Annotated in this window: 17 protein-coding genes and 3 pseudogenes; 8 read left to right on the forward strand and 12 right to left on the reverse strand. The window is 70.1% G+C overall.

Annotation, left to right across the window (positions count from 1 at the left end; translation table 11 throughout):
• Positions 1-75: 75 nt before the first annotated feature.
• Positions 76-585 (forward strand): GNAT family N-acetyltransferase, encoded by a 510-nt coding sequence (locus K1X59_RS17670; RefSeq protein ID WP_183151004.1) that lies wholly within the window; start codon positions 76-78, stop codon positions 583-585.
• 1 nt (position 586) lies between these two features.
• The gene (gene coaE / locus K1X59_RS17675; RefSeq protein WP_183151005.1) at positions 587-1,195 is read left to right on the forward strand and encodes a dephospho-CoA kinase; all 609 of its coding nucleotides are present in this window, start codon (positions 587-589) and stop codon (positions 1,193-1,195) included.
• A gap of 27 nt (positions 1,196-1,222) precedes the next feature.
• On the opposite strand, the gene K1X59_RS17680 is transcribed toward coaE, so the two are convergent.
• From K1X59_RS17680 to K1X59_RS17725, 9 genes and pseudogenes are all read right to left on the reverse strand, one after another.
• Entirely contained in the window at positions 1,223-2,422 is a 1,200-nt protein-coding gene (locus K1X59_RS17680) for an acyl-CoA dehydrogenase family protein (protein ID WP_183151006.1), read from the reverse strand.
• A pseudogene (locus K1X59_RS22970) lies at positions 2,422-3,467 on the reverse strand (zinc-binding dehydrogenase); the annotation flags it as partial. The gene K1X59_RS17680 and the pseudogene K1X59_RS22970, both read right to left, overlap by 1 nt.
• On the reverse strand, positions 3,431-3,838 hold the full coding sequence (locus tag K1X59_RS17695) for a MaoC/PaaZ C-terminal domain-containing protein (RefSeq protein ID WP_183151007.1): 408 nt from the start codon (positions 3,836-3,838) through the stop codon (positions 3,431-3,433). The pseudogene K1X59_RS22970 and the gene K1X59_RS17695, both read right to left, overlap by 37 nt.
• A complete protein-coding gene (locus tag K1X59_RS17700; protein WP_220173640.1) occupies positions 3,835-4,287 on the reverse strand; it encodes a MaoC family dehydratase N-terminal domain-containing protein in 453 nt (150 codons plus the stop codon). The genes K1X59_RS17695 and K1X59_RS17700 overlap by 4 nt, the downstream gene beginning before the upstream one ends.
• Before the next feature lie 53 nt (positions 4,288-4,340).
• On the reverse strand, positions 4,341-5,120 hold the full coding sequence (locus K1X59_RS17705) for an SDR family NAD(P)-dependent oxidoreductase (protein WP_220173641.1): 780 nt from the start codon (positions 5,118-5,120) through the stop codon (positions 4,341-4,343).
• 93 nt (positions 5,121-5,213) lie between these two features.
• Positions 5,214-6,356, reverse strand: coding sequence for a nitronate monooxygenase family protein (locus tag K1X59_RS17710; protein ID WP_244632161.1), 1,143 nt, complete (start codon positions 6,354-6,356; stop codon positions 5,214-5,216).
• Positions 6,353-6,505, reverse strand: coding sequence for a hypothetical protein (locus K1X59_RS17715; RefSeq protein ID WP_220173642.1), 153 nt, complete (start codon positions 6,503-6,505; stop codon positions 6,353-6,355). Before K1X59_RS17715 ends, K1X59_RS17710 begins: the two co-directional genes overlap by 4 nt.
• A 70-nt stretch (positions 6,506-6,575) precedes the next feature.
• Entirely contained in the window at positions 6,576-7,109 is a 534-nt protein-coding gene (locus K1X59_RS17720; RefSeq protein ID WP_220173643.1) for a hypothetical protein, read from the reverse strand.
• Positions 7,106-7,993: a CoA transferase subunit A gene (locus tag K1X59_RS17725; protein WP_258566920.1), complete on the reverse strand. Its 888-nt coding sequence runs from the start codon at positions 7,991-7,993 to the stop codon at positions 7,106-7,108. The genes K1X59_RS17720 and K1X59_RS17725 overlap by 4 nt, the downstream gene beginning before the upstream one ends.
• A gap of 39 nt (positions 7,994-8,032) precedes the next feature.
• Between K1X59_RS17725 and K1X59_RS17730 the strand changes: the two genes are divergently transcribed.
• The 4 genes and pseudogenes from K1X59_RS17730 to K1X59_RS22980 form a co-directional block, all read left to right on the forward strand.
• Positions 8,033-8,332 carry a helix-turn-helix domain-containing protein gene (locus K1X59_RS17730; protein WP_183151010.1) on the forward strand — a complete coding sequence of 100 codons (300 nt, stop codon included), beginning with the start codon at positions 8,033-8,035 and terminating at the stop codon, positions 8,330-8,332.
• Complete coding sequence (locus tag K1X59_RS17735; protein WP_258566921.1) at positions 8,329-8,658, forward strand: hypothetical protein; 330 nt, start codon at positions 8,329-8,331, stop codon at positions 8,656-8,658. Before K1X59_RS17730 ends, K1X59_RS17735 begins: the two co-directional genes overlap by 4 nt.
• A pseudogene (locus K1X59_RS22975) lies at positions 8,655-8,978 on the forward strand (phosphotransferase); the annotation flags it as partial. The gene K1X59_RS17735 and the pseudogene K1X59_RS22975, both read left to right, overlap by 4 nt.
• 32 nt (positions 8,979-9,010) lie before the next feature.
• A pseudogene (locus tag K1X59_RS22980) lies at positions 9,011-9,406 on the forward strand (phosphotransferase family protein); the annotation flags it as partial.
• Positions 9,407-9,704: 298 nt separating this feature from the next.
• Here K1X59_RS22980 and K1X59_RS17745 read toward each other — a convergent pair.
• The 3 genes from K1X59_RS17745 to K1X59_RS17755 are packed head-to-tail and all read right to left on the reverse strand — an operon-like array spanning position 9,705 to position 11,137.
• The gene (locus K1X59_RS17745; protein ID WP_220173646.1) at positions 9,705-10,547 is read right to left on the reverse strand and encodes an MBL fold metallo-hydrolase; all 843 of its coding nucleotides are present in this window, start codon (positions 10,545-10,547) and stop codon (positions 9,705-9,707) included.
• A gap of 27 nt (positions 10,548-10,574) precedes the next feature.
• The gene (locus tag K1X59_RS17750) at positions 10,575-10,733 is read right to left on the reverse strand and encodes a hypothetical protein (RefSeq protein ID WP_220173647.1); all 159 of its coding nucleotides are present in this window, start codon (positions 10,731-10,733) and stop codon (positions 10,575-10,577) included.
• Positions 10,730-11,137 (reverse strand): thioesterase family protein, encoded by a 408-nt coding sequence (locus K1X59_RS17755; protein WP_183151012.1) that lies wholly within the window; start codon positions 11,135-11,137, stop codon positions 10,730-10,732. The genes K1X59_RS17750 and K1X59_RS17755 overlap by 4 nt, the downstream gene beginning before the upstream one ends.
• A gap of 129 nt (positions 11,138-11,266) precedes the next feature.
• Between K1X59_RS17755 and K1X59_RS17760 the strand changes: the two genes are divergently transcribed.
• Both K1X59_RS17760 and K1X59_RS17765 read left to right on the forward strand, forming a co-directional pair.
• Positions 11,267-12,274: an SDR family NAD(P)-dependent oxidoreductase gene (locus K1X59_RS17760; protein ID WP_183151013.1), complete on the forward strand. Its 1,008-nt coding sequence runs from the start codon at positions 11,267-11,269 to the stop codon at positions 12,272-12,274.
• Positions 12,196-12,753 (forward strand): TetR/AcrR family transcriptional regulator, encoded by a 558-nt coding sequence (locus K1X59_RS17765; RefSeq protein ID WP_202045349.1) that lies wholly within the window; start codon positions 12,196-12,198, stop codon positions 12,751-12,753. The genes K1X59_RS17760 and K1X59_RS17765 overlap by 79 nt, the downstream gene beginning before the upstream one ends.
• Positions 12,754-12,804 lie beyond the last annotated feature (51 nt).

The raw sequence follows: 12,804 nt of genomic DNA on the forward strand, positions 1-12,804 counted from the left end.
CATGCAGCGGTGTCACGTCTCGTCACGTCTCCCCTCGATTTCCCCTTCTCGGACGCCGCGCGTAGAGTCACGACCATGAGCGCCGAAGCCCAGCCTGAAGTCATCGTCCGTCCGGTCCGTGATGTGGATGCGGAAGCCCTCGGTCGCGTGCACGCCCAGTGCTGGCACGAGACCTACGACCACCTGATCAGCAAGGCTGCGCTCGAGAAGGTCTCCCCTCGTCGCATGGCCGAGCTGTGGACGCACTGGGCCGCCCAGGGGCCCGAGTTCAAGATGAACGCCGCGCTCGTCGACGGCGAGATCGTCGGGTTCGTCGGCTCCGGCCCGGCCCGCGACAAGGACGCCCCGGCGTTCCGCGAGCTCTACTTCATCTACCTGCTCGACGCGTACCACTCCACGGGCATCGGCCAGAAGCTGTTCGACGCCGCCGTCGAGAAGGACGAGCCGCTGTACCTGTGGGTCGCCGAGGACAACCCCCGCGCACACCGCTTCTACACGCGCAACGGATTCCGCCTCGACGGCGCGACCCACACCGAGCCCTTCCTCGGGGAGACCCTGACCGAAGTCCGCTTCGTCCGCCCGTGAGGTGAGACTGGTCGCGGTCACCGGCGGCATCGGAGCCGGCAAGAGCACGGTCTCGCGTGCGCTGGCCGCGCGAGGAGCGCAGGTGATCGACGCGGATGCGACGGCTCGCAGAGTGGTGGACCCGAACGACCCCCGAGGACCGCGGGTACTGGAGCAGATCGCCGCCCTGCTCGGCGCCGAGGTGCTCGCCGACCACGGTTCACTCGATCGTGAGCGCGTCGCGGCCGTGGTCTTCCACGATGAAGAACTGCGGCACCGTTACAACGCGATCGTCCACCCGGCGATCATGCGGGCCACGGCCGAGGAGATCGACGCCCACCGCGACACGGAGGCCGTCGTCGTGCACGAGATCCCGCTGCTCACCGCCGACACCGCGGCCCTGCCATGGACGTACGACCTGATCGTCACGGTCGAGGCCGACGCAGAGGCGCGCGTGCGCCGGCTGCAGGACGGTCGCGGGTACACGCGCGAGCACGCGGAAGCCCGGGTGCGGGCTCAGGGCGGCGAGGAACGGCGCCTCGCGATCGCCGACGTCGTGATCCGCACCGACGGCTCGCCAGCCGACACCGAGCACCGCGCCGACGAGCTGTGGCGACGCTTGAGCACCTGATCCGTCACCTGCCGGCGACCGCGCGGCTCACCGGTACTTGCGCAGCTCCTGACGGGCGACCGAACGCAGGTGCACCTCGTCGGGCCCATCGGCGATGCCCAGGATGCGGGCGCTGGCCCACATGCGCGCGATCGGGGTGTCATCCGTCACGCCCTTGCCGCCGAACGCCTGGATCGCCCGGTCGAGCACCGAGCGGGCCGCCCGCGGTCCGACGATCTTCACGGCCGCGATCTCGATCGCCGCACCCTTCGCTCCGACCTCGTCGATCATCCACGCGGCCTTGAGCACCAGCAGGCGCGCCTGCTCGATCTCGAGCCGGGACTCGGCGATCCAGGTCTGGACGACGCCCTGATCCGACAGCGGACCGCCGAACGCCTCGCGCTGCATGACCCGCCGTGCCATCATCTCCAGCCCGCGCTCGGCCATGCCGATGCAGCGCATGGCGTGATGGATGCGTCCGGGTCCGAGCCGCGCCTGAGCGATCGCGAAACCGTCGCCCTCGCCGGCGAGCAGGTTGCCCACGGGCACCCGCACGTCGGTGAACACGATCTCGGCATGGCCCTGCTGGTCGTGATAGCCGAAGATCGGCAGCGAGCGGACGACCTCGACACCCGGGGTGTCGAGCGGCACGAGGATCATCGACTGCTGCCGATGCGCCTCCGCCTCCTGGTCGGTCTTTCCCATCAGGATGAGGATCTCGCAGCGCGGGTCGGCCGCCCCCGTCGTCCACCACTTGCGCCCGTTGATGACGTACTCGTCGCCGTCGCGCACGATCGAGGTCGAGATGTTGCGCGCATCCGAAGACGCGACATCCGGCTCGGTCATCGAGAAGCCCGAGCGGATACGGCCGTCCATGAGGGGGGCGAGCCACCGCTCCTGCTGCTCCGGGGTGCCGAACATGTGCAGGATCTCCATGTTGCCCGTGGACGGCGCCGAGCAGTTCAACGCCTCAGGGGCGATGTACGGCGAGCGGCCGGTGATCTCTGCGACGTGCGCGTAGTCGAGGTGGGTCAGGCCGGAGAGCGCAGGCAGGAACAGGTTCCACAGTCCTCGGGCGCGGGCCTCGACCTTGAGCTCCTCGATGATCGGGGGCACCTCGTGGCTGCGGGGTCCCTGCGCCTCGAGCTGCGCCTGATACACGGGCTCGGCCGGGTACACGGACTCGGTCATGAAGGTGTTCAGACGGTCGATGACCTCGTGTGCCGCGGGACTCGGTGACAGGTGCATCAGCTCTCTTCTCTCTCGTCGTGCTCGACGGCGTCGGTCGTGGTCACCAGGATCACCTTGCCGAGCGCTCCGCGCTCCATCACGATCTCCAGCGCTGCCGCGGCATCCGCGAGGGGATGCACGGCATGGACGTGGGGTCGCAGCTCTGCGCGGGCGTACCACTCGAACATGCGCGCCATGTTCTGCGCGTTGGACGCGGGGTGGCGGCGAGCCCATGCTCCCCACAGCACCCCGAGCAGCGAGCCCGCGCACACCAGGAGCCGGTTCATGCCGACCTTGGGGATCTCGCCGGAGGCGTAACCGACCGTCAGGTAGCGACCGCCCCAGGCGAGGGCACGCACCGCGGTCTGTGCGTGCTCACCGCCGACCGGGTCGTAGACCACGTCCACACCCCCGGCGCGAGTCGTCGCAGCTGCTCCTGCAGTTCGGCCCCGGAATAGTCGATGACCGCGTCGGCGCCGTGCTCGAGGCACAGGCGGCGCTTCTCCTCGCTCGACGCGGCGGCGATCACCCGGGCTCCGAGCGCCGCGGCGATCTCGACCGCGGCCAGGCCCACTCCGCCCGAAGCTCCGAGCACCAGCACGGTCTCGTCCTTCCTCAGGTCGGCCCTGTCGACGAGGGCGTGGAACGAGGTGCCGTACGCCACCGGGAAGCCGGCCGCGTCGACGAACGACATCTCGTCCGGGATCGGGAAGACCATGTCGGCCGCGACGAGCACCCGCTCCGCATACCCGCCCATGCCCGTGAAGGCGAGAACCCTCGCGCCGGGGCCGACGCCCGCGACATCGGCCCCCACCGCGACGACGACTCCGGCCACCTCGGATCCGGGTGTCAGCGGCGGCTCGGTCCTGGTCTGGTAGGTGCCGGCGACGATGAGTCCGTCGGGGAAGTTCACCCCCGCCGCACGGACGTCGATGACGACCTGACCCGGCCCAAGCGTCGGCGCATCGACCTCCTCGAAGCGCAGCACGTGCGGACTCCCCAACCGGTGGGCGACCTGGGCACGCATCAGGAGTCGCCCTCCGGCGCCACGAACGTGGCCCATGCCGTCGCCGCGATGCCGCCGGTCTGGCGGGTGCAGTCGAGCTCGACGTCGATCATCGCGACGCCGTCCTGCTCGTACTCGCGGACGACGCGACCGGTGCAGGTGAGCACGTCTCCCGGCCACACCTGCTCCCTGAACCGCGTCCGGAACGAGCGGACGCGGTCGGCACCCAGCCAGTCGGTGGCGTACGTGCCGAGGAGCCCCGCCTGCAGCATCCCCACCGAGAAGGGCGAGGGGTAGCCGGCGGCCTCGGCATAGGTCTGATCGTGGTGGATCGGGTTCATGTCCCCCGACGCGCCCTGATAGCGGACGAAGTCGGTGCGCGTCTGCGGGTCGATGACCCATGGCGCAGGACTCGGCCGAGCGATCATGACTCCTCCTTCGTGGCATGGGCGGTCTCGACGCCGGTCATGGTGGAGCGCGCGACGAGCACGCCCTCCTCGTCGACGAAATCGGTCACCATGACGACGAAGGTCAGCGCGCCGCCTCGCCGCCCCTTCTTGACGTACATGTCGGCGATCCGCGAGGTGCACTGGAGGCGGGTGCCGGCGGCCGGCGGAGGACCGAAGAACTCGTACTGCTGCTCGGCGTGCAGCACCCGTCTGCCGTCGAGCTCCGCCGCCGCCTCCCACGGGTTGCCGGCCGGCGGCTGCCACAGGTTGGTCACCGTGAGGAAGGTGGGAGGGCTCACCGGGGTCTCGCGCTCGAGATAGGCCGGGTTGTCCGAGCGGGTCGCTCGCGCGAACTCCCGGATCTTGCCCCGCTCGACATCGAGCACATACGTCTCGCCCACGGTTCCCACCGCATCGAGGTTGGCCATGTCCGCTCCTCTCTCAGGCGTGCCGGCTGCGGATCGACACGGGAACGATCTGCTCAGACAAGGTCGACCATCTCCGTCTTCAGCTCTTCGACGGTCCACCGATCACCCTTGTCGATGACCTTGCCGTAGCTCCACGGCAGGAATCGGCGGATCTCCCCGCCCTTGGCGTAGAACACCGCGCCGCTCGCGGGGCAGTCCGCGGTGAGCAGATAGGCCACGAGGGGCGAGACGTTGCCGGGGTGGAACACGTCGAAGGCGTCGGGATCCTCCGGTGCCGCGACGAGCTCCTTGATGCCCGGCACGTCCTGCGTCATCCGGGTGCGGGCCACGGGAGTGATCGCGTTGGCCCGCACGCCGTAGCGACCGAGCTCCTGCGCGATGATCTGCGTGAGCGAGGCGATGCCGGCCTTCGCCGCACCGTAGTTGCTCTGACCCACCGCGCCGATGAGCCCCGACGTGCTCGAGACGTTGACGATCGATGCCGAGACCGCGTCGCCCGCCTTGGAACGGTCGCGCCAGTGGGCGCCGAAGATGCGGCACGGCGCGAAGGTCCCGCGCAGCTGCCCGGTGATCACGTCGTCCCACTCCTCCTCGCTCATGTTGACGAACATGCGGTCGCGCAGGATCCCGGCGTTGTTGACCAGCCCGTGCACCTCGCCGTAGACCTCGAGCGCGGTGTCGAGCACCTGCTGCGCGCCGGCCAGCGTGGTGATGTCGGCGGTGCTCGCCACCGCCGAGCCGCCCGCTGCGGTGATCTCGTCCACGACGGCTGCCGCGATCGTCTCGTCGGTGCCGCTCCCGTCGGCGCCGGTGCCGTTGTCGTTCACGACCACCCGCGCCTTCTCGGGCCGCGAGCAGCGCGTGCTCGCGGCCCACGCCGCGGCCCGCCCCCGTGACCACGATCACACGGCCGTCCAGTTGATTCGTCATCGATCTCTCCTCATCGGTGTCTGCGTCGCCGGTGCGGCGCCGTCATTCGGATGCGGTGGGGGCGTCCCGCCCGCGCCGAGTCGTTCGAGAACCGTCTGCGCCTCGGCCATGATCCGGTCGATCAGCTCGGCCACGCTCGGGACGTCGTCGATGAGTCCGACGACCTGCCCCGTCGCCATCACGCCGGTCTCCGCATCGCCGTCCCGCAGCGCCGCGCGATAGAGCATCGGCGCGTTGGCGGCCATGATCACCTGGCTCCAGGTCAGCCCCTCGTCGCGGCGCATCGCGAGCCCTTCGCGGATCATGTGCGCCCAGGGGGTGCCCGACAGCCGCTGGAAGGCGAGCGCGTTGCGCGCGGCGCGCAGCATGCGCTGCGGGCCGCGGGTCGATTCGAGGGCATCGATGGTCCCCGCACGGAGCACGCGCTGCGGCACGCCGTCGATCTCGAGGGTGACGACGGTGTCGGTGACCGACTTCGACAGGTACACGTCTTTCACGGCCTGCGCGACCGGGGAGTCGGAGGTCATCATGAAGCGCGTCCCCATGGCGATGCCGTCGGCGCCGTAGGCGAGCGCCGACACGAGCCCGCGTCCGTCGAAGTAGCCACCGGCCGCGACGACCGGGATATCGACGGCGTCGACCACCTGCGGCAGCAGCAGACTGGTGGGCACGGAGCCGGTATGGCCCCCGCCCTCGCCGCCCTGCACGATGACCGCGTCCACACCCCACTCGGCGACCTTCTCGGCATGCCGACGCGCCCCGATCGATGGCACGACGACCATGCCCGCGTCCTTGAGCCGGTCGATCAGCTCGCGCTTCGGCGCGAGGGCGAACGAGGCGACCTTCACGCCCCTGCGGATGAGGAGAGCGACCCGCTTGTCGACGTCTTCCTGGTTGGCGCGGATGTTCACGCCGAAGGGCTCGGAGGTGTGCTGCTGCACGTGGTCGATGGCCTGCGCGAGCTCGTCGAGCGAGAGCATGCCGCCGGCGATGATGCCGAGTCCGCCCGCGCGCGCAGTCGCCGCGGTGAGCGTGGCATCCGACACGTATCCCATGCCGGTCTGCACGAGCGGATACCGCACGCCGAAGAGGTCGGTGATGCGGGTGCGCAGGACCGGTGCCACCGCCGGGCCGGTCACACCCGCACCTCGTGGTCGCGCAGACCCCGCGGGTCGATCACGGTGCGGATCAGGTCGAGCTCGTCCGCCGTCGGCAGACGGGTCTCGGGCACCACATCGGGAAGCACGAGGTCGAACCCCGTGGCGGCGACCACGTCGTCGACGCTCACCCCGGATGCACCGACTTCAGGCGCAGCCGCCCCGAGGCCTCCTCGTAGTCGAGCACGGCGAGGTCGGTGATCACATATCGCAGATCGTGGTGCTTCTGCGCCGACGGTCCCGCCGCCCGCGCATTGTCGTTGCCGACGCCCGACACCATGTCGACCGCCGGGACGAACACGCGGGTGCTGTGGGCGGGAACCCAGTAGCTGGTCGGGTGGTACACGGAGTTGCCGGGGCCCCGCGCACGCCCAGCAGCTGCACCGTGGGCTTCGCGTGGTCGCCGATGGCCGAGATGTTGGCGTTGCCGTACGCATCGAGCTGCGTGGGGATCATCGTGATGTGACGCTTGCCGTTCCACACGAGGGTGAAGATCTGGTTGAACGGCAACCAGGCCTCGACCTCGCCGTCGGCCGGACCACCGAGCGCCCAGGTGCCGCGCATCGCGGTGGCCTCCCCATCGGAGAGCACGAGGTCCGGAGAGAACGTGTGGCGGGCGAGGCGCACGCCGATCGCGGGGACCGTCCCGAACGCACTCGCGATGATCTCGCCGTCGTCGCGATAGGCATCGGCGCAGGCGACGGCGCAGACCTCGGCGCGGGTGGCGTCGCTCATGAGAGTGCTCCGTCCACGGTGACGGCGGGCCGGGCGAGATAGCGGTCGAGGAATCCCTGCCACTGCTCGGGGTCCTTCGCGGCGGCGACGTATTCGCGCTGGAGCTGTTCGTCGCGGTCGTAGTCGGGAACGCACGAGGTGAAGTGCGCACCACCGGGAGCCTCGACGACGCCGCTGACGAGCAGCCGGGGGATGCGGATCGTCGCGGGGTGCGCGTCGGCTGTCAGCTCGGCCGTGGCGACGATGCGCTCCGCCGAGACGTAGGCGTTCTCGGCCGCGAGGCAGAAGAGGTCGTCGAAGTACAGGTCGGGCCCGAGGTACTGCGCGTTGCCGTGGATGTCCGCCCGGTTCATGTGCACGAGGGCGGCGTCCAGCGGGATCGCCGGCATCGCCACGAGGGTCTCGCCCTCGTAGGGATCGACGACCGTCTGCAGGTGGGGGTTGACGCGCATCACGTCGGAGCCGAGTCCCGCCCGGGTCGGCAGATACGGAAGCCGTATGCCGGCGGCCTGGAGACCCCACTGCAGCATGCCCTCGTCGTACTCCTCGACCTCGATCGTGCCGTTCTGGCGGGCGGCGCGGAAGTGCGGGTCGAGGGGGATGGAATCGAGCGACACGAAGCCGAAGACGACCTTCCTGACCTTGCCTGCTGCACACAGGATCCCGACGTCCGGCCCGCCGTACGACACGATCGTCAGATCGTCGAGATCGGACCGGACGATCTCTTTGACGAGCGACATCGGCTTGCGCCGTGACCCCCATCCGCCGATTCCGATGGTCATGCCCGACCGCAGCCGGCTGACCACCTCCGCTTCCGTCATCGTCTTGTCCACCACGGCGATCCTCACTGACCCGTCGACACCTAACAAGTGCTTGCTTTTCATCACCGTAGCAAATGCTTGATTGGTTGTATAGTCGGCGGAATGGAGACACCACACGAAGCACGCATGGAGCGGTCGGAGCGCACCGACCTGATCCTCGAGTGCGCCGCCGAGCTGTTCGCCGAGAGGGGCATCGCCGGCACCACCGTGCGTGACATCGCCGGGCGGACGGGGATCCTCTCCGGCAGCCTCTACCACCACTTCCCGTCGAAGGACGCGATCGCCGACCGCATCGTCACGCTCTACCTCGATGAGCTGATCGCGCGTTACGAGAGCGTGCTCGCCGCGGGGGCGACGCCCGCTCCACGCTCGGCGGGCTGGTGCTCGCGTCGTCACGGGTGAGCCGCACGAATCCCCACGCCTCGGAGATCTACCAGCGCGAGACCGCCTACCTGCGTCAGCTCCCCAGCCGCGACCGCATCCGCGAGGCCACCCGCACGATCAGGGAGACCTGGATGACGGCCATCGAGCGCGGCGTCGCCGCGGGAGATCTGCGCCGAGACGTGCCGGTGGAGCTGCTCTACCTGCTGGTACGGGATGCCGTGTGGCTGACCTCCCGCTCCTTCTCCCCCTCCTCCGCGCTCGACCAGGACGGGATCGCGCGGTCGATCCTGTCGGTGTTCCTCGACGGAGCCACCGCGCAGCCGCAGGAGAGGACCGGCCGATGAGCGCGCACCCGACCGACCGGGGACTCCGCCCCGACGCCGTGTCGGCCTGGTTCGCCGCTCACATCGACGGGGCGTCCGGCCCCCTCACGTTCGCGCAGATCGCCGGCGGGCGCTCCAACCTCACCTATCTCGTGCAGAACGACTCCGGCGCGCGTTGGGTGCTGCGCCGCGCGCCCCTCGGAATGGGCGACTCCCGCTCGCACGACGTCCTCCGCGAGGCGGGAGTGCTCACACGACTCGCCCCCACCCCGGTGCCGGTTCCCGCCGTGGCAGGGCGCACCTCGGATGACTCGATCACGGGCGCTCCCTTCTACGTCATGGAGCACATCGACGGCGTCGTCCTGCGCGACCCCGCCACCGTCGACGCGGCCGTGACCCCCGGCGACGCCGCGCCTTCGCCGCCTCGCTCGTGTCGAGCCTGGCCGACCTGCACGCGGTCGACCCCCGGGATGTCGGCTGGGGCGCACTCGCCGAACGCGACGACTACGTCTCGCGCCAGCTGGGCCGATGGCACGCGAACTGGGCCGCCGACCGGGTTCGCGTGCTCGACGACATCGGCCGCGCGCACGAGCGGCTGCGCGAACTCGTCCCCGTCCAGACCTCGGCACGGATCGTGCACGGCGACTATCGGATCGACAACTGCGTGTACGGGCCGGACGGCTCGATCCGCGCCGTGTTGGACTGGGAGCTCACCACCGTCGGCGATCCCCTGGCCGACCTCGGTCAACTCCTGACGTATTGGGCCGAGCCCGACGACGAGGTGCGGGCCCTGGAGAACTCCCCGACCCTCGCACCCGGCTTCCCGACGCGCGAAGAGCTGATCGGGATGTACGTCGCGGCCGCCCCCTCCGCGGACATCTCCCGCCTCGACTTCTACGTCGCCTACAACTGGTGGAAGGTCGCGTGCATCGTCGAGAACGTGTACACACGGATGGCACGCGGGGCGATGGGTGCGAGCGACCGCCCACCGGCCTCGTTCGCCGCGCAGGCCGAGCGCATCGCGGCGGAGGCATGGCCTCACGCGCGAGCTCTGACGGCCGGAGCCCTCACGCGGACGCGGCCGACAGGCGCCGGCGCGCGCTCTCGGTGCGCGCGTACTCGCGATGCAGGGCGGTCTGACGCAGGGCCGAGTGCAGCCAGAATCCGCGCATCCCCGCCCAGCCCGCCGTCCAGGTCATCCGCCGCGCGTACTCCCACACCGGCGCGTCACCCAATTCGTCCTGCAGGGCCGCGACCTCCGCTGTGCGGCGCAGGTGGTGCGCGATCAGCTGGGCCCGCCGCGCGGCGAGGCCACGGAAGCGGTACTCGTGGCCGGGCAGCACCGTGTACCGGTCGTAGGGCGCGAGCCGATCGAGCGAGTCGAAGTAGTCGCCGAGGGGGTCGCTTCCCGGCAGGGTGCCGATCCCGATGCCCGAGTAGATGCGCGGGAGCACGTGGTCGCCGGAATAGAGGAGTCCGCGCTCCTCATCCACGAGACAGACGTGGCCGTCGGTGTGCCCCGGCGTCGCGATGACGCTGAGCCTGTGCCTGCCGAGCTCCAGCACGGAGTCGTGTCCGATCGGCAGATCCGGCGCACCGGACGAGACCAGGCTCGGTCGATCGAACGACGCGAGCAGCTCGTCCCACTCGCTGTCGGGAACACCCCACTCGCGCAGCGTGGAGCGGTAGGTGTCGGCGTCGGTCGCCTCCGGTGCGGTCTCGCTCCGGAGCACGCGCTGCTCGACCGCCGAGAACACCACCCGTGCGCCGACGAGTTCCCGGAGGACGCTCGCAGCCCCCAGATGGTCGGGGTGGAAGTGAGTGGCGATCGCCGTCCGCACATCGCCGAGCCCCGATCCCGCGATGCGCAGCCCCGCCTTCAGCGCCTCGATTCCGGCGTCGTCCCCCATCCGGGATCGATGAGGTGGACGCCCCGATCATCGAGCAGGGCAATAGCAGAGCGTGTGCGGGATCGTCCCCGCGGGGATGGGCACCGGGATCGCCCACACATCGGGCGCGACCTGCTCCGCCACGGCCGTGGCACCGGCGTCCCAGGCCGTCAGCTGGGGGACGCTCAGCGGTTCGACCACGGTCATCGCGCCCACTCCTCCAACCGACGGCGGAAATCCGGAGGGATGGGGATCGCCCGCTGCGCACCGTCCACCAGGACGATCGTGGTGGTCGCCCGGGAGACGAGCGCGTCATCGTCGAGGCGCACCATGCGGTAGTCGAGCGGGAACGACGTCGTGCCCGCCGGTCCGATCCGCAGCTCGAGGCGGATCTCGTCGAACAGTCGCGCGGCGACGAGATACTCGCACTGCGTGGCTCGGGTCACCGTCGTCCATCCGCGGGCCGCGAGCGAGTGGTCCTGTCGAAAGCCGGTGCGGAACAGGAAGTCGCTCCAGAGCGCCTCCATCTTGGGGAACCAGCTCGCGTAGTAGAGGATGCCGGCGGGGTCGGTGTCGGCGTACGTGAGCCGACGAGTGTCGCTGTGCAGCATTGCACCCCTCCCTGCCAAGCAAACGCTTGTCAGGCGATCGTATCGCGACGCGCGGGGCGTCACAAGTCTCGGCTTACCTAGCGTTTGTTTGGTACAGTCGCCCCATTCAGCCCCTCGAAGGAGACGGGAATGGTCGGCACCCACGACGAGCTCGGCGGTCGCAGCATCGCGATCACCGGAGCCGGATCCGGCCTCGGTCGCGCCTACGCCCTGGCAGCCTCGCGCGCCGGCGCTCGAGTGCTCGTCGCCGACATCGACGAGCGCGCCGCCGAGAAGGTCGTCGAGGAGATCGTCGTGCGCGGCGGCGACGCCGTCGCCCTCGCGGCCGACATCTCGGCAGCCGGAGCCGGTACCCGCATCGTCGGCGCGGCCCTCGCTGCGTACGGACGGCTCGACGGCTTCGTCGCGAACGCGGGACTGCTCAGCCCCGGTCCCTTGCTCGATCAGAGCGAAGACACCATCCGCCGCACCCTGGCGGTGAACATCGACGGCACGATCGACACGGTCGTCGCCGCCGCACGGGCGATGCGCGCGGGCGGGAGCATCGTCGTGATCGTCTCGGGTTCCCTCCTCGGCTCGGCGGACCTCGCGCTCTACGGGACGACCAAGGCTGCGGCCCTCGGACTCGTCTACGGCCTCGCCGTCGAACTCGAGGGGACCGGCATCCGCATCACGGGTCTCGCCCCCGCGCCCGCACCGGCATGTCCGGGCAGATGGGCACGGCCGGCGAAGACAAGGGCGGTGCGCCGGAGGGCGTGGCTCCCGCCGTCACGTTTCTGCTCAGCGACGCGTCGAGCGCCCTGCACGGGCACGTGCTCCGCTTCGACGGCGAGCGCCTCGCCCTGTTCCGCCCTCCGCACATCGCGCAGGAGGTCACCGCCGAGCGATGGGATGCCGCCACGATCGCCGCGGCGATCGCCGGACCACTGCGCGACGAGGTCGACGCAGCCCTGCCCGGAGTCGCACGCCGCGCTGGTGGCGGAGCCGACGATGTGCTACACGTTGATACCGCGCTCTCCGGCACCAGCTCGAGCGCAGAGGGGGGCTAGGTGCGTCGAATGCCTGCAGCCACGAAGAGCAAGGCGGAGCAGAGCTCCGAACGACGGGACGAGATCCTCGCGATCGCCGCACGACTGATCGCCCATCACGGGTACTCGGCGACGACCGTCCGCGACATCGCGGACGAAGCGGGCATCCTGTCGGGCAGCCTGTACCACCACTTCTCCTCGAAGGAGGCGATGCTGCAGGAGATCCTGCACGGCTTCATGAGCAGACTCCTCACGAAGTACGAGGAGATCGCCGCAGAGACGACCGATCCCCGCGCGGGGATCGACGCGCTCGTCGAGTGCGCCTTCGCCACGATCGATCGCGAACCCTCCGCCGTCGGGCTCTACCAGAACGAGGCCGCGTTCCTCGCGACCCAGCCCGGCTTCGAGTTCCTGGTCGCCGAGAGCGAGCGCATCGAGAAGATCTGGATCGATCAGCTCAGCTCCGGCGCCGAGCAGGGCATCTTCCACGTCGGAGACCCGTCGGTCACGTACCGTTTCATCCGCGACGCCGTCTGGTCGACCGTCCGCTGGTACCGACCGGGGGACGCCACACGGCAGCCAGCCTGACCGAGCAGTTTCTGCAGCTGCTGCACGGCGGCCTGCTCGCGCGCTGACACC

Origin of the sequence: Microbacterium sp. Se5.02b (assembly GCF_019464375.1) — a bacterium.
Taxonomy (GTDB): Bacteria; Actinomycetota; Actinomycetes; order Actinomycetales; family Microbacteriaceae; genus Microbacterium.